This is a genomic window from Corynebacterium sp., from assembly GCF_030532325.1.
Taxonomy (GTDB): Bacteria; Actinomycetota; Actinomycetes; order Mycobacteriales; family Mycobacteriaceae; genus Corynebacterium.
In genome coordinates, this window is record NZ_JAUNLS010000004.1 from 38,995 (window position 1) to 55,015 (window position 16,021).

12 protein-coding genes are annotated in these 16,021 nt (G+C 64.4%); 6 read left to right on the top strand and 6 right to left on the bottom strand.

Annotated features, from left to right (window positions below; all coding sequences use genetic code 11):
• Positions 1-58: 58 nt before the first annotated feature.
• Positions 59-2,116: a fructose-specific PTS transporter subunit EIIC gene (locus Q4E25_RS03460; RefSeq protein ID WP_303154077.1), complete on the bottom strand. Its 2,058-nt coding sequence runs from the start codon at positions 2,114-2,116 to the stop codon at positions 59-61.
• 105 nt (positions 2,117-2,221) lie between these two features.
• Complete coding sequence (locus Q4E25_RS03465) at positions 2,222-3,184, bottom strand: 1-phosphofructokinase family hexose kinase (protein WP_303154079.1); 963 nt, start codon at positions 3,182-3,184, stop codon at positions 2,222-2,224.
• 283 nt (positions 3,185-3,467) lie between these two features.
• On the opposite strand from Q4E25_RS03465, the gene ptsP reads away from it, so the two are divergent.
• Complete coding sequence (gene ptsP, locus Q4E25_RS03470) at positions 3,468-5,153, top strand: phosphoenolpyruvate--protein phosphotransferase (protein WP_303154081.1); 1,686 nt, start codon at positions 3,468-3,470, stop codon at positions 5,151-5,153.
• Between the two features lie 279 nt (positions 5,154-5,432).
• Here the strand turns inward: ptsP and Q4E25_RS03475 are convergent, their stop codons facing one another.
• Together Q4E25_RS03475 and lexA are read right to left on the bottom strand one after the other, a co-directional pair.
• A complete protein-coding gene (locus Q4E25_RS03475) occupies positions 5,433-6,218 on the bottom strand; it encodes a DeoR/GlpR family DNA-binding transcription regulator (RefSeq protein WP_303154083.1) in 786 nt (261 codons plus the stop codon).
• 362 nt (positions 6,219-6,580) lie between these two features.
• On the bottom strand, positions 6,581-7,288 hold the full coding sequence (lexA, locus tag Q4E25_RS03480) for a transcriptional repressor LexA (RefSeq protein ID WP_303154084.1): 708 nt from the start codon (positions 7,286-7,288) through the stop codon (positions 6,581-6,583).
• Between the two features lie 421 nt (positions 7,289-7,709).
• Between lexA and Q4E25_RS03485 the strand changes: the two genes are divergently transcribed.
• Both Q4E25_RS03485 and nrdR read left to right on the top strand, forming a co-directional pair.
• Positions 7,710-7,952, top strand: a complete 243-nt coding sequence (locus Q4E25_RS03485) for a hypothetical protein (RefSeq protein WP_303154087.1) — start codon at positions 7,710-7,712, stop codon at positions 7,950-7,952.
• A 193-nt stretch (positions 7,953-8,145) separates the two neighbouring features.
• A complete protein-coding gene (nrdR, locus tag Q4E25_RS03490) occupies positions 8,146-8,604 on the top strand; it encodes a transcriptional regulator NrdR (protein WP_303154088.1) in 459 nt (152 codons plus the stop codon).
• Positions 8,605-8,628: 24 nt separating this feature from the next.
• Here the strand turns inward: nrdR and hrpA are convergent, their stop codons facing one another.
• A complete protein-coding gene (hrpA, locus tag Q4E25_RS03495) occupies positions 8,629-12,525 on the bottom strand; it encodes an ATP-dependent RNA helicase HrpA (RefSeq protein WP_303154091.1) in 3,897 nt (1,298 codons plus the stop codon).
• Between the two features lie 105 nt (positions 12,526-12,630).
• Between hrpA and Q4E25_RS03500 the strand changes: the two genes are divergently transcribed.
• Positions 12,631-13,671: a hypothetical protein gene (locus tag Q4E25_RS03500; protein ID WP_303154093.1), complete on the top strand. Its 1,041-nt coding sequence runs from the start codon at positions 12,631-12,633 to the stop codon at positions 13,669-13,671.
• Here Q4E25_RS03500 and Q4E25_RS03505 read toward each other — a convergent pair.
• A complete protein-coding gene (locus Q4E25_RS03505) occupies positions 13,668-14,633 on the bottom strand; it encodes a hydrogen peroxide-inducible genes activator (RefSeq protein WP_303154096.1) in 966 nt (321 codons plus the stop codon). The genes Q4E25_RS03500 and Q4E25_RS03505 overlap by 4 nt on opposite strands.
• A 137-nt stretch (positions 14,634-14,770) precedes the next feature.
• On the opposite strand from Q4E25_RS03505, the gene Q4E25_RS03510 reads away from it, so the two are divergent.
• The gene (locus Q4E25_RS03510) at positions 14,771-15,364 is read left to right on the top strand and encodes a peroxiredoxin (RefSeq protein ID WP_303154099.1); all 594 of its coding nucleotides are present in this window, start codon (positions 14,771-14,773) and stop codon (positions 15,362-15,364) included.
• Between the two features lie 59 nt (positions 15,365-15,423).
• On the top strand, positions 15,424-15,948 hold the full coding sequence (locus Q4E25_RS03515) for a carboxymuconolactone decarboxylase family protein (protein ID WP_303154102.1): 525 nt from the start codon (positions 15,424-15,426) through the stop codon (positions 15,946-15,948).
• Positions 15,949-16,021 lie beyond the last annotated feature (73 nt).

Below are 16,021 nucleotides of genomic sequence, written 5' to 3' on the forward strand. Positions count from 1 at the left end.
GAGTCCGCTGTGGACCAGCCGAGTCATTTTCGCGCCTTTCAGTGTACGCGTATTCGCTCTAGGCGGCAGCTGTGCCAGCCGGAGCCTGCGCGCGGGCGGCTGCTTCCTCCACCGTGGTGTTGGGCCAGAACTGCTTCATCGCGATGACGGCCGCGGCCGAGACCACCACGCCTGCGGCGATGGCCACGATGTAGCCCCAGATCGGGTCGATGGCAAAGAAGACAAAGATGCCGCCGTGCGGGGCGCGGGAGCCCACGCCGAGCGCCATGGAGATAGCGCCGGTGACGGCGCCGCCAGCCATCATGGAGGGGATGACGCGCAACGGATCCGCGGCGGCGAAGGGGATAGCACCCTCGGAGACGAAGGACAGGCCCAGCAGCCAGGCAGACTTGCCGTTTTCCTGCTCCGCCGGGGTAAACAGGTTCTTGCGCAGGAAGGTGGCAATGGACAGCGCAATCGGCGGGACCATGCCGGAGGCCATGACCGCGGCCATGATGTGCATGGAAGCTTCGTCGCCGGTGGATAGCCCCGCGGTGGCAAAGAGGTAGGCGGCCTTGTTCACCGGGCCACCCAGATCGAAGCACATCATGAGGCCGAGGATGATGCCCAGCAGCACGGCCGAGGAGCCGGACATGGAGGACAGCCAGTTCTGCAGCCCCTCCATGAGGGCGGCCAGCGGCGCGCCGAGCAGCAGGTACATGAGCAGGCCGGTAATCAGGGAGGCGAGCAGCGGGATGATCACTACGGGCATGAGCGAGCCAATCCAGCGCGGGACCTTCCATTTGCCAATCCACATCGCCACCAGGCCCGCGATGAGGCCGGTGACCAGGCCGCCGATGAAGCCGGCGCCGACGCTCACGGCAATGGCACCGCCGGCAAAGCCCGGCGCGATGCCTGGGCGCCCAGCCAGGGCGAAAGCGATGTAGCCGGAGAGCGCGGCGACGATGAAGCCCATGGCGGCTTGGCCGATGGCGAAGAGCACCGCGCCGATGTAGAGCAGGAAGCCGGAACGCTCGAAGGTCATGAGCTCGCCGTCGACATCGACCTGGTTGCCCGGAAGGTTGCTCAGGGAGTGGTTGGAGACGATTGCTTCCCAGCCGTTGGCCATGTCGTATCCGCCGAAGAGGAAGCCCAGGGCCAGCAGCAGGCCGCCGGCGGCGACGAAGGGAACCATGTAGGACACGCCGGTCATGATGGCCTGCTGGATGCGCTTGCCCCAGCTCAGCCCGTGGCCCTCGGAGTCGGAGACGTCGCTTGACGACGCCGCTCCTGCCGCGCCCTCGACCGTGCGGGCCTGGGGGTTGTGGGCGGCGGCGATGGCCTCGTCGAGCATGGCGTTCGGCTCGTTGATGGCGCGCTTGACGCCGGATTCGATAACCGGCTTGCCGGAGAAGCGTTCGCGGTCGCGCACACCGACGTCGGTGGCGAAGATGACGGCGTCAGCATCCGCGATGGTGGCGGAATCAAGGGACTCGTTGTTGGAGGAGCCCTGGGTCTCCACGGTGAGCGAGACGTCCGTGCGCTCGCCGGCGGCCTGGGTGAGGGCGTCGGCAGCCATGTAGGTGTGGGCGATGCTGGTGGGGCAGGCCGTGACCGCGACGATGGACACGGGTGCGGCGTGCTCGGCGGAAGGCTTTGTGGCTTGGGTGCTGCTCTTCTTCTCCGCGGTGACCACGCCGAGAACTTGCTCGACTATCTCCTCGGCGCTGTCTGCTGTGCGCAGAGCCTCGAGGAAGTCCTTGCGCACCAACGCGCGGGCGAGCTTGGAGAGGATCTTCAGGTGGGCCTTGCCGCCGTCGGCAGGTGCGGCGATGAGAAAGACCAGCTCGGCATCGCCGTCGGGGCCGGAGAAGTCGACGCCGCGCGACAGGCGCGCAAACGCCAGGGTGGGTTCGCTTACTGCTGCGGAGCGGCAGTGCGGGATGGCGACGTTGCCGGGCACGCCGGTGCCTGCTTTGGCCTCGCGCTCAATGGCGGGCTGGGCTAGGCCGTCGACGGAGTCCGCGCGGCCGGCGGCGTGTACCAGGCCGGCCAGTTGGGTGATGACAGACTCGGTGCTTGCGCCAAAGTCGGCGTCAAGCGTCACCAGGTCTGTGGTGATGAGTGGGGATGCCATGACATCGAGCTCCTAGATAGAAAGGGTTGAAGAAAGAAGCCGGTAGACGGTGGACGATAAACGGGTGGACGATAAACGGTAGAGCGGGAAGAAGGGCGGATGCGCCTACATCTGGCGCACGCGGGTGGCCTCGGTATGGATTTGCTCCGGGGTGGGAAGCTGCGTGCCCGGCAGGGCGGCAGCAGCGGAGCCGTAGGCCACGGCGTTGCGCAGAGCCTCGCCGCAGGCGCTGCCGGTGCTGCGCGCCATGATGTAGCCGGCGAGTGCGGAATCGCCCGCGCCCACGGTGGAGACCACGGCCGTCGGCGGCGGGGTGGCAATCCAGGCCTCATCGGCGGTGACGAGCGCAGCACCTGCGCCGCCCAGGGTGACGAGCACCTCGTTGACGCCGCGCTGGGCTACCTCGCGGGCGGCTTCCACGACGTTGCTGTAGTCACCGCGCGCGGCTTCCTCCTCGAGGGCGTAGCCGTCCCGGCCGGTCAGCTGGCCCAGCTCGAAGCCGTTGGGCTTGATGAGATCGGGCGCGGCGGTGGCGAGGTTTTCGCCGAGGGCGACCATGGGGGCGTCGGAGGTGTCCACGGCGATCTTGGTGTGCGGCGCGGCGGTGCGCAGCTCGCGCACCAGCAGGCAGTACCATTCGGCGGGAACGCCCACCGGCAGGGAGCCGGCGAAGACAATCCACGAGGCCTGCGGCGCAAGCTCGGTAATGCGATGGGCCAATGCGGCCTGGGCGTCGGGGCTGAGCGTGGGGCCGGGGCCGTTGAGCTTAGTGGTGCGGCCGTCGGGCTCTGTCAAAGTGGTGTTGATGCGCACGGGGTCAGTCATCGGCACGGCCTCGTAGGGGATGGACGCGATGTCCATGAGGCTAAGGAAGTAATCGCCGTGCGCGGAGGGTAGTAGGGCCAGGGACTCGGTGCCAGCCAGGGACATCGCGTGGGTGACGTTGACCCCCTTTCCGCCGGCTACCTGGAATGCGCGATCGGCGCGGTGGACGGTGCCGGGGTTGATGGTTTCGTGCAAGGTAATGGTGGCGTCGACGCTGGGGTTGGGTGTTACAGAGAGGATCATCGCTTCTTTAGTTCCCCTTTCGCGGTGAGCTACGTGCCTGTGTTGAGGTGCGTATATTGAGTTACGTAGAGAAGTCCAACAAGATGAGCAGTGGCCTGCGCTGATGGTCAGTCTATCCGTGCGGCCTATCTGTGCAGATCTGCACAAAATGTTGCTTAATGTTGATTCTTGCCCGATTGTGTCCGGAAGTCAATGCATGGGCTGTGGTTTTCATTGCTTTTTCCGGAAACATGTGATGATCTTGTCAGAGAATAGAACCCACTTCGCGCAAAGGATTTGTGTCATGGACAATGCAACCCCCTCCACAATTAAAGGCACTGGCGTCGTCGCAGGCGTAGCTTATGCCGAGGCCGTTTGGGTTCGGCCGCGCCCCGAGCTGCCCACCGCTGGTGAGGTCGTCGCCGAAGAACTCCGCGATCAGGAATACGACCGCTTTCTTGAAGCCGTAGACGTCGTGGCCTCCCGCCTCGAGCAGCGCGCCGCAGGCGCCGAGGGCCAGGCCGCTGAGGTGCTCAATGCCACCGCCGGCATGGTCAAGGACCGCGGCTGGCACAAGGCCGTGCGCAAGAACATCCGCGCCGGGCACAACGCCGAGTATGCCACCGTGGGCGCCACCGACAAGTTTGTCACCATGTTCGAGGCCGCGGGCGGCGTTATGGCTGAGCGCACCACTGACCTCAAGGACGTGCGTGACCGCGTCATCGCCCAGCTGCGTGGCGAGCAGGAGCCGGGCCTTCCCATGGTGGAGGGCGAGGCCGTGCTCTTCGCTGACGATCTCGCCCCGGCGGATACCGCCACCCTGGATACCAACCACATCAAGGCCCTGGTCACTGAGCTCGGCGGCCCGACCAGCCACACCGCGATTATCGCCCGCCAGCTGGACATCCCGTGCATCGTGGCGGTAGGCCCCAGCATTCGCGGAATCGAGCCGGGCACCGTGGTCTTCGTCGACGCCTCCCTAGGCACCGTGAGCCTGGATGCCGATCCGGAGGAATCCCGCACGGCGGTGGAGGACTACCGCGAGAAGGCAGCCCGCGTGGCGCAGTGGCGCGGCCCAGCGCAGACTAAGGACGGCCACCGCGTGCAGCTGCTGGCCAACGTCGCTGACGGCAACGCAGCCCGCCTGGCGGCCGATTCTGAGGCTGAGGGCGTTGGCCTTTACCGCACCGAGCTCTCCTTCCTCTCCGCCAGTGAGGAACCCACCGTGGACGAGCAGGCGCGTATCTACGCCAAGGTTTTCAAGGCCTTCCCGGAGTCCAAGGTTGTGGTGCGTACCCTCGATGCCGGCTCTGATAAGCCGATTTCCTACGCCACGCTGTCTGACGAGGAAAACCCCGCCCTGGGCGTGCGCGGCCTGCGCGTTGCTCGCGACAACGAGGCGCTGCTGACCCGCCAGCTGGACGCTATTGCCCAGGCTAGCGCCGACCGCGGTGAGGAGGCTCCCACCTGGGTGATGGCGCCGATGGTGGCCACCGCTGTGGAGGCCAAGTGGTTTGCTGAGCTGTGCCGCGAGCGCGGTCTGACGGCCGGGGCCATGATTGAGGTGCCTGCCGCGGCGCTCATGGCCGATACCATCATGCCGCACTTGGATTTCGTGTCCATCGGTACCAACGACCTGACCCAGTACACCATGGCTGCTGACCGCCTGTCCCCGCAGCTGGCTTACCTGACGGATCCGTGGCAGCCGGCCGTGCTGCGCCTCATTCAGCACACCTGCGTGGTGGGCCGCGACAACAACGTCCCGGTGGGTGTGTGCGGTGAGGCTGCTGCTGACCCGATGCTGGCTTGCGTGCTCACCGGCCTGGGTGTGACGTCGCTCTCGGCTGCCTCTACCGCAGTCGCGGGTGTGGGCGCTCAGCTGGCGGAAGTAACTTTCGAGCAGTGCGAGAAGATGGCCGAGGCCGCCATCAACGCCGAGAGCCCGGAGGAGGCCCGCGCAGCCGTGATCGCGCTGCTGGAGACCTTCTAATGCTGGACTGACTCAGTCCCGGTTCGGCTCAAGTCTGGATTGGCCTGGAGACGCGAAGAGCCCGCCTGTGCGCGGGCTCTTTGTCCTACCGACGTGGGGCGCGCGGCGCAGGTGGCTGGACACCGGGACGGTGCGGTGGTTTGGGGGGAATGGGGAGCGGCTCGGGGGGTATGGGGAACCGCTGGGCGGGGAAGGGGAACCGCTGGGCGCGGGCATACATGCGGTGATGCCCTCAATCGAACTTTCCCGTTTTCACTAAGTGGCCAAGAAGCGCGGGTGCTACTTCTCGCTGGCGATGATCACCTCGACGTCGCGCTCGCGCAGGGCCTCCACGAAGGACTCGGGGGCCGCGGAGTCGGTGATGACCACATCGATGTCGGCAAGCGAGGCGAAGCTGACCAGGTAGTCGTTGCCCAGCTTGGAAGAATCGCACAGCACCACCACCTTGTGCGCGTTGGTGACAAAGGCCGACTTGATGGCCGCCTCCTGGGAGTCGGCCGTGGAGAGGCCGTGATCCAGCGTGAGGGCGTTGGTGCCGATGAACGCCACATCCGCGCGCATGAGAGCCATGGTGCGCAGGGCGGTATCGCCCACGACTGCCTGGGTGATAGCGCGGACGGTGCCGCCGAGCAGCTGGACATCCGTCACCCCGTTATTGGCTAAGGAGAGCGCGATGGGCAGACTGTTGGACACGATGTTGAACTGGCCGGCGGAGTATTGCTGCCCAATGAGATCGGCCAGCGCGTTGGTGGTGGTGCCGGCGTCGAGGAAGATGCTGCCGCCGCCTTCCGGTAGCTGGTTGAGCGCGGCGCGCGCGATGGCCATCTTGGCGCCTGTGGCGGAGCGCTGGCGCGTATCGAGGGTGAACTCAGCGGTTTGGAAAGACTGTGAGGCCACAGCGCCGCCATGCACGCGGTGTACAACGCCCTCGCGATCGAGCACGGCTAGATCGCGGCGAATGGTTTCCGCAGTGACGTCGAAGCGCTCCGAAAGCTCCGTCACGTTCACGCGGCCCTCGACCGCGGTTAGCGAAGCAATCTGCCGACGGCGCTCTTCTGCGTACATAGTCATTTCCTCCAAAGAAACAGGGGGTATCAGCGCTCGTCCATGCGCGGGGGTAGACCCAGGGAAAGAACGGATAAGCGTGAATGTGTATATGTCCCCATTGTCCCATCGGGGAGACACAAATCGGGCGCAATCAAACGATCTCACACACAATAAAAACTTTCCGCGCGCTCGTTTTAATTGCTGTACTGCGGATTTGCAAGCAATGTGATGTTCACCGCGATCGGGCTGCGGGCACTGTGAGACACACAACCGGGGGTAGAAAACAACAGCGCGCCACCAACAAGGAGGTGGCGCGTAGGGAAAACTGCAGGGAATACGGAATCCTCTGCTTGGAATCCGGCAGTGAAGGACCGTGGAAATTAGAGCTTGCGGAAGACGGAGATGACCTTGCCCATGATCTCTGCGTCATCGCCCTTAATAGGCGAGTAGGCCTCATTGTGGGGCAACAGCCACACACCTGAGGAATCACGGTGGAATTCCTTGACGGTGGCCTCGTCGCCGTCCAGCAGCGCGGCCACAAATTCGCCCTCTTCCGCGACGGACTGGGAGCGGATGATAACCCAGTCGCCGTTGAGAATGCCTGCGTCAATCATGGAGTCACCGACCACCTGGAGCATGTACAGATCGCCGTTGCCAACGACATCCTGCGGCATGGGGAAGTAGGTGTCCACGTTTTCCTCGGCGGTAATGGGCGAGCCGGCAGCGATGCGGCCGACCACCGGGATGTAGGAGACGGTGGAAGCCTCCTCCGGAACCTCCGGATCTTGGTTCTTGGGGCGAGCCTTGCGGCCCGGCTTCTTGGAGTCGGTGTCCTTGGGCAGGTGGCGCACGTCCACGGCGCGCGGCTTGTTGGGATCGCGGCGCAGGAAGCCCTTTTCTTCCAGCTGCTTGAGCTGGTAGGCCACGGACGAGGTGGACTGCAGCCCGGCGGCGTCACCGATCTCGCGGATGCTTGGCGGGTAGCCGCGCAGCATGACGGCGTCATGGATTACTTCAAGGATGCGGCGCTGACGGGGTGATAGGGATGCGACATCGGGGCTGCCATTCGTGGCGGGCTTGCGTGGCATGGGGCCTCCTGTGGGCGAAACTACGGAACACTTCCATTCTTAGCATGAAAAGAAAAACTGTTCGAGAGATTCTGCGTATCTGTGGACAAATTTTCGAAACGGTGTTATAAATCGAACATACCAACTAAATCGAACGAGTGGTCGAGTGTTCTGTTCGAGTGTGTCGCCGGTCCATTTTAGGATGCGGATAGCCGCTGAAGAACATGCGCCTCACCATGTCGCCAACAAATCATTGACTGAAAGGAGCCCTGTCGTGGCTATCGCTCTGAACTCCACTGATTTTCGTTCTTCCTCCGTTTCCCGTCAGGGTGCCGGGCGTGCCCGCGTTGTCCCGCCGGCGGCCGTGTGGGAGCCTTCCGCTCGGGCTCCGCGTGCTCACCGCCCTGGGGTAGTAGTGCCTGGTGTTCGAACTCTACGTGATGTGAATCGAACGGATGCGCATACGCTGCCGCAGGCCGATTCCGGCTATCCATGGCGCGCGGAGCGTTCTTCGGGTGGTGGTTCTCAGTCGGCCCGGCGCTCGAACACGTCGAACTACCTCCTGGGCGCAGTCTTTGGCGCAGCCGTCTTCCTTGGCACCGTTTTCACCGGGCTGAGCGCGGATGAGGAAGCCCCGGTGGCGCCGAGCTCCGATGCGGTGACCGTGGCCAGCACTGCGTACTAGTCAGGTGCTAGCCAGGTACTACACGCCTGGCCGCGCGGCCCTAAAACCCGGGCGCTGGGGCATTCAGCGCTCGGTATAACTCAATATCGCCTCTTCAATAATGGGCAGTACACTGTTGGTGTTGATCGCCGCGCCTTGCGCCTCACGATCTTCCCCTGTGGGGCGCGGATGACGCAAAGAAAGGACCCGAACGGTGTACTGCCCGTTTTGTCACAATGAGCAATCGCGAGTCATTGACTCCCGCGTGGTGGACGCCGGAAGCTCCATTCGCCGCCGGCGTGAGTGCACCTCCTGCCGGGGCAGGTTCACCACTATCGAGAAGGCGGTGCTCTACGTGGTCAAGCGCAACGGGCTCTCGGAGCCCTTCAGCCGGGACAAGCTCATTCGCGGTGTGCAGCGCGCATGCCAGGGCCGTGACGTGAGCGAGGACGCACTGAAGAAGCTGGCCCAAGAAGTAGAAGAAACCGTGCGCAGCCACGGATCCCCCCAGGTCAACGCCAATGACGTAGGTTTGGCCATCCTGGAGCCCCTGCGCGACCTGGACGAGGTGGCCTACCTGCGCTTCGCCTCGGTGTACAAGTCCTTCGAGAGCGCGGACGACTTCGAATCCGAGATCCGCCTCATGCGCCGCCGTGACCGCGAGGATTTCTAGAGCGCTCTGCTCTGCGACTTGTAGCTAACGCAGTTTGTCCACGGCCTTCTGGATGCGCCGCAGGGAGACCGCGTGCGCGGTGCCGAGGCGCTGCGCGAAGAGCGAGACGCGCAGCTCCTCGATCATCCAATAGATCTCCTTGACCTCACGGGTCTTGTCGCGCCCCGCGGGCAGCGTGCGCAGGCGATTGCTCAGGTAGGCCTTGGCCTCCTCCACGTCCGCTTGGCGGTCGGCGTCCTTGTTCGGATCGAGGTTCATATCCTCCAAGCGGATGCGGGCCGCGGCGAGATAGCGCGGCAGGTGCCGCAGGTGCGCCATCCCGTGGGTGGTGATCGCGTGCGGCGGCAGCAGGAAGTCCAGTTGGGCCTGAATATCGTCGATGGCCGGACCCTCCCACTGGGCAAGCTCCGCCTTGAGGTTGGAGTACTCCACCAGCCCGGGAGCAATTGCTACCACCGACTGCCGCACGCGGCCGGGGACTTGTGGGGCGATCTCCTTGCGCAGCGCCTCAAAGGCCGCGGGAGTGCGCACCGGCCCGCCCATCTCAATGAGGATGTCGCGGATCGCGGCCACGCGGGCGTCGTTGACGAGTCCCTCGGCGCCGCCGTGCGGGTAGGAATCCACGGCCACGCGCTGCTGCAGGGGGAGCCCCTTGATCATCTGCTGCTTGTTCACGGTGATCTGCCGCAGCAGCAGGGTGAGCGTGGTGGTGAGCATGGAGGCGTCGGCAGCGGCCTTGGTGGGGTGCACCTTGAGCGCCACGCCGTCCTTGGTAGCCACCAGGCCGGGGTAGGCGGTGACCTCGTGGCCGTCGACCACGGTGGTGACCTCCTCCTGGATTTCGCCCAGCGTATCCTCGCTCCACTCCTTGACCGCGCGCGACTCCGACTTGCGCCCGGCCTTGGACACCGAGGAAGTGATGTGGCCGGCCTGGCGCTTGACCAGGGCGGCGAGGTCGCGGTCGGAGTCGATGATCTCGCCGCGCTTGTCGACGGCCGCGAAGTTCATCCGCAGGTGGGCAGGCAGCGCCGAGGGTCTAAAGTCGGAGGCGTTGATACCGTGGCCGCCCATCTCCCGGAGGACGTCGGCAAGCTGCTGTGTGAGCGAGCCCTCGTAGGGGATGAGGCGGGGGAGTGCGCGCTCGGCGAACTCCGGGGCCGGCACAACAGTGCGGCGCAGAGCCTTCGGCAGGGTGCGGATGAGCTCAGTGACCAGCTCCAAGCGCAGCCCCGGCACCAGCCAGTCGAAGCCCTCGGTGTCGAGGCCCGCCAGCAGCGGAACCGGGACCATGAGGGTGACGCCGTCGAGGGGATTGCCCGGCTCAAACTTATAAGCGAGGTCGTAATCAATGCTGCCCTTGAGCCACCGGTCCGGGAAGGCCTCCTCGGTGACCTCGTGGGAGTCCTCGATGAGCTTATCGGGATCGAAGTCCAGCACGTGCTTGTCGCGCTGCTTCTTCCACCAGGAATCGAAGTGGCGGGCCGTGGTTACCGACGCCGGAATGCGCTGGTCGTAGAAGTCGAAGAGCGTGTCTTCGTCCACCACGAGGCCGCGGCGGCGGGCCTTTTCCTCGTATTCGCCGGCCTCCTCGAGCTTGCGGCGGTTGTCGTGGAAGAAGTGGTGGTGAGTGCTCCACTCGCCCTCGATGAGCGCGTGGCGGATGAACATGTCGCGCGCGGCCACGGGGTCGACGCGGTGGTAGGGAACCGATCGATCCGCCACGATGGTCACTCCGTACAGGGTGGAGCGCTGCGTGGCCATGGCCGCACCGCGCTTGCGCGACCACACGGGGTCCGAGTAGTTGTGCTTGAGCAGGTTGGCGCCCAGCTCCTCCACCCAGGCGGGATCGATGGCGGCGACGTCGCGCGCCCACAGCCGGGAGGTCTCCACCAGCTCGGCGGCCATGAGGAATGCCGGCGGCTTCTTGGCCAGGGCGGAGCCGGGGAAGATGAGGAAGTGGGTGTTGCGCGCGCCAATGAACTCTTTGGAGTTGCCGTCGCGCGCACCGATGTTGGAGAGCAGCCCGGACAGTAGGCTCATGTGAATGTCATCTGCGCGGCGCTCGGTGGCCTCTTTGACGCCCCACTTGAGCTGCTTGGCCACATCTTTGAGTTGGCGCACCAGGTCAAACCACTCGCGGATGCGCATGTAGTGCAGGAACTCTTTCTTCATGCGCTTGCGGAAGGCGTTGCCGCTGAGCTCCTCGCGGTTCTCGGTGACGTAGTCCCACAGCTTGAGCATGGAGATGTAGTCTGAGGACTTGTCCTTGAAGCGGGCATGGGTCTGATCCGCCTGGGCCTGGAAGTCCAGGGGACGCTCGCGCACGTCCTGAATGGTCATCGCGGCCACGATGACGATGACGTCCTCGAGGCAGCCCAGCCTCGCGGCCTCGACGAGCATGCGGCTCATGCGGGGATCCACGGGGATGCGGGCGAGGTGCCGACCGACGTCGGTGAGCACCGGCAGCCCGTTCTTCTCCTTGCCCTCCGGATTGAGGGCGCCGAGCTCGTGGAGCAGGAGTAGGCCGTCGCGCACGGCCTTGGGCTCGGGGGCCTGGACGAAGGGGAACTCGGAGATATCGCCCAGCCGCAGCGAGATCATCTGCAGGATGACGCTGGCGAGGTTGGTGCGCAAAATTTCCGGGTCGGTGAACTCCGGGCGGGAGGCGAAGTCCTGCTCGCTGTAGAGGCGGATGGCGATGCCATCGGCCACGCGGCCGCAGCGGCCGGAGCGCTGATTGGCGCTGGCCTGGGAGATCGGCTCGATGGGCAGGCGCTGGACCTTGGTGCGGGTGGAGTAGCGCGAGATGCGCGCGGTTCCGGTGTCCACCACGTAGCGGATGCCCGGAACGGTCAGCGAGGTCTCCGCGATGTTGGTGGAGAGCACGATGCGCCTGCCGCGGTGCGGGGAGAAGACGCGGTGCTGCTCCTGGTTGGAGAGGCGGCTAAAGAGCGGGGTGACCTCCACACCCCGCCAGCGCTTGGCCTCGATCGCCTCCATCGCGTCGCGAATGTCGCGCTCGCCGGGGAAGAAGCAGAGGATGTCGCCCTCGCCCTCGGCCATGAGCTCCTCGATGGCCTCCACCAGGCCGTCGAGGGGATCCTGGTCCACCACCTTTCCGCCAGCCTCGAACTCGAGGGGGCGGTAACGGATCTCCACCGGGTAGGTGCGCCCGGAGACCTCGATGATGGGCGCGGGCTTTCCGTCGGCGCCAGCGAAGTGCCGGGCAAAACTCTCCGGATCGATGGTGGCGGAGGTGATGATCACCTTGAGATCCGGGCGCTTGGGCAGCAGGCGCTTGAGGTAGCCCAGCAGGAAGTCGATATTGAGGGAGCGCTCGTGGGCCTCGTCGATGATGATGGTGTCGTAGGCGTTGAGGAAGCGATCCTTTTGCATCTCCGCCAGCAGGATGCCGTCCGTCATGAGCTTGACGGCCGTGGTTTGCGAGACGCGGTCATCGAAGCGGATGGCGTAGCCCACGGATTCCCCGATGTCCTGGCCTAGTTCCTCGGCGATGCGCTCTGCCACGGTGCGCGCGGCCAGACGGCGGGGCTGGGTGTGCCCGATGAGCCCGCGGCGCCCGCGGCCAAGCTCCAGACAGATCTTGGGGATCTGCGTGGTCTTACCGGAGCCGGTCTCGCCGGCGATGATGACCACCTGGTTGTCGCGGATGGCCTCGGCGATGTCTTCGCGGCGGCCGGTGACCGGCAGCTGCTCGGGGTATTCGATGGGCGGCACGTGCTCGTCGATGGCGCTGACGCGGGCGGCTGCGGCCTGCAGATCCTCGTTGATGGCGCCCAGTGCATGAGGGGAGCGGGCTTTGCGCAGGCGGCGTCGGAAAGTGTGGACGCTAGCCAGCGGAATCGTGTCGAGCTGGGCGAGGAGATCCTCGCGGGTGGGGGTGGCGGTTGAGTCAGACATAGCTGGAACGAAAGTTTACTAGGGGTGCCGAGGAGGCGAGAGCGTTGGTAGTGTTCTGGATACGCAAGTTTCGAAGAAGTTGAAAAGAATAGTGGGGAGAAATTAATGACAAACCCATTTGGATCGAACCCGGGCGATAACGGCGGCAACCGCGATGACCGCGATAACGCCTTCGGGTCGAGCAACGGCGGCGGCCTGCCGCGCTACGAGCCCACCAGCCACCCGGAGGATCAGGCCGGCTTTGGCAGCAACTCCTACGGCGGCAACTACTCCGGGTACGGAAACTACTCCGCACAGGATTCCTCGCTGCCGGGCTACGCGGGTGCCAACGATTACAGCGCAAGCAATGGCGGCGCGCCCACCGCGGAAGCGGGCCCGGCCTATACCGGGAAGGTCAGCGCTCTGTACGCGCTGAAGTGGGGATTTGTCAACGCCGTGCGCAATCCGGTGCTGTGGCTGTTGGGGGCCATTGCGCTCTTTGCGGTGCAGTACCTGCCGATACTTGTTGTACAGATTGCCACCGGGTTTGATGAGAACTCCTCCGCCCCGACCGTCGCACAGGGCATCATGACCATCGTCAGCGTTGTGCTGGGCATCGCCATCTACCGTCTGGCGCTCTTCCAGGTCGATGATCCGCGCACCTCGTGGTCCTACCTGTTTAAGAACGTGCGCTGGGGTAGCACGCTGGTGGTCAGCATCATCGTCGGCGTCGTTACCGGCATCCTTGCCCTCATTGCTGTCTTTATTGGCTTCGCCATCTTCGGCGGGACCGTGGGCTTTGAGGTGCTCAACAACCCTGACGGCATGAGCGACGAACAGATCTTCGGCATGCTGGGCACCATCTTTGGCGTCATTGCCGTCCTGGCGCTGGTGAGCTTCCTGCTCAGCCCGTTGTGGTTCTTCATGACGTGGATGGCCGCGGACGGTGCGTCCGTGGGTGAGGCCATCTCCCGCGGCTTCAAACTGGGCACGCAGAACTACGCGCAGGTCCTGCTTTACAGCTTCCTGCTGGGCGCGATGTCCCTGGCCAGCATCATCACCTTCGGCCTGGCGCTCATCGTCGTGGCGCCGGCCGGGCAGCTGGCCGCGGCGCATCTGCTGCGCCAGGCCAAGGGCGCTTACGCCCCTGAGGTGACCAGCCGCTAGCTGGCAGCGGCGCCGCTGAGAGCGCGGGAGCGCTCCACAGCGGAGTTGAATGCGGCGGTGACCAATCCGCCGAACTCGCGGAATTCTTCCGCACGCGCCGCCGAGGAGCGGAAGACTAAACCGACTTCCCGCTCGGCGGTGACATCGGGGGCAAAGCGCGCCACAGTGAGCTCGGGGTGGGTGCACTCGGTGGCGATGGCTGATTCCGGCACCAGCGTGGTGCCCAGCCCGCCCATGACCAGCTGCAAAATGGTGGTCAGAGAGGAGGCGCGGGTGATCGCGTTGGTGGCATCGGAGGGGTTGATTTTCGCCTGGCGGCACAGGTCGAGGACCTGGTCGCGCAAACAGTGGCCGTCGTCCAGCAGCAACAGCTCCATGTTGTTGAGCTGGGAGAGTGTGAGATCGGTGCGCCCGGCCAAGGGGTGCTCGGGGTCGGTGACCACCGCGAAGCGCTCCTTATAGAGGGGGACCTCGATCATCCCGGGGCTCTCCGAGGGCAGCGCGATGATGGCGAGATCGATCTGGCCGTCGCGCAGTTTCTGCAGGAGGTGCTCGGTTTGCTCCTCCACAAAACGCGGCTCGAGGTCCGGGTAGGACTCGCTGATGGAGCCCAGCAGTGTGGGCAGGATGTAGGGCGCGATAGTGGGGATGACGCCGATGGTCAGGGGTCCGGTAAGCACGCCGTCGGCTCCGCGGGCGCGGGAAAGGAAGGCGTCGGCGGCCTCAAGGGTGACCTTGGCGTAGGGCAGGAGTGCCTCGCCGGTGGCGGTGACGATGACCCGGCGGGTGGAGCGCTCGATGAGCTGAACGCCGAGCCCCTGCTCGAGGGCGACGAGCGCCTGGGAGAGGGAGGGCTGGGAAATGCCCAGCTTCGAGGCGGCGGTGCCGAAGTGCTTGTTCTCCGCGATGGTGACAAAGGTGCGCAGTTGGGCCAGAGTTGGTCGGTACTCTTTATTGTGCATGCTTATAACTTTAACACGTATAAAAAGTATTTCCTATTGACTTGTGGTGGATCTATTGGCATAATTGAAAATGCCTGGTGAGAAGCCAGCATGTAGATGCTATACCGACCCTCGTTAGCAAGGAGATGAGTCAATCAATGCCTATCATGACCGTTGGTGAGAAGTTCCCGGAGTTTGAGCTCACCGCACTCAAGGGCGGCGACCTGCACGACGTCAACGCAAACCAGCCGGAAGACTACTTCGAGACCGTGTCCCTGGATAAGTACGAGGGCAAGTGGAAGGTAGTGTTCTTCTACCCGAAGGACTTCACCTTTGTTTGCCCCACCGAGATTGCTGCATTCGGCAAGCTGGATGAGGAGTTCCAGGACCGCGATACCCAGATTCTGGGCGGCTCCGTTGACAACGAGTTCGCTCACTTCAACTGGCGCGCAACCCACCCGGAGCTCAAGGAGATCCCGTTCCCGATGTTCTCCGACATCCGCCACGACCTCATCCGCGCCCTGGGCGTAGAGAACGCTGACGGCGTTGCTGACCGCGCTACCTTCATCATCGATCCGGACGGAATCATCCAGTTCGTCTCCGTTACCCCGGACGCTGTGGGCCGCAATGTTGACGAGGTCCTGCGTGTCCTCGACGCCCTGCAGTCCGAAGAGGTGTGCGCTTGCAACTGGGAGGCTAATGACCCGACCAAGAACATCGACAAGATGGAAGTTGTGCAGTCGGCCCTCTAAGGCGACAAGCTCTCGAGCTTCCCAATCCCAGAACCCAAGCCCTTGTCAAGGAGGACTGAATGTCTATCGATAATCTGAAGTCGGCCCTGCCGGAGTACGCCAAGGATCAGAAGCTGAACATTGGCAGCCTGACCCGCAGCACCGAGCTCAACGAGGAGCAGCTGTGGGGCTCCCTGCTGACTGCTGCAGCCGCGACCCGCAACGACACCGTGCTGTCCGAAATCATCGATGAGGCAAAGGAGCACCTGTCTGAGGAGGCCGTCGAAGCAGCCCTGGGTGCCGCAACCGTCATGGCGATGAACAACGTCGCCTACCGCGCTAAGGGTTGGCTCGGTGATGACTACGCACAGGTCAAGTTCGGCCTGCGCATGAACATCATCTCCAAGCCGGGCGTGGACAAGGCCAACTTCGAGCTGTGGAATACCGTGGCTTCCGCGGTCAACGGCTGCGAGCACTGCCTCAAGGCACACGCTCAGACCCTTCAGGAGGAGGGCCTGACCAAGGAGCAGATCTGGGAAGGCATCAAGATTGGCGCCGTCGTCCAGGCTGTTGCTCAGGCCATCCAGGTGGAGGCCGCACGCTAAACGCGTTGCTTGGCGACGTCCCCAGGCCCGCCCCACGATGGACCTCGTGGAGCGGGCCTTTCTCTGCGTTTTC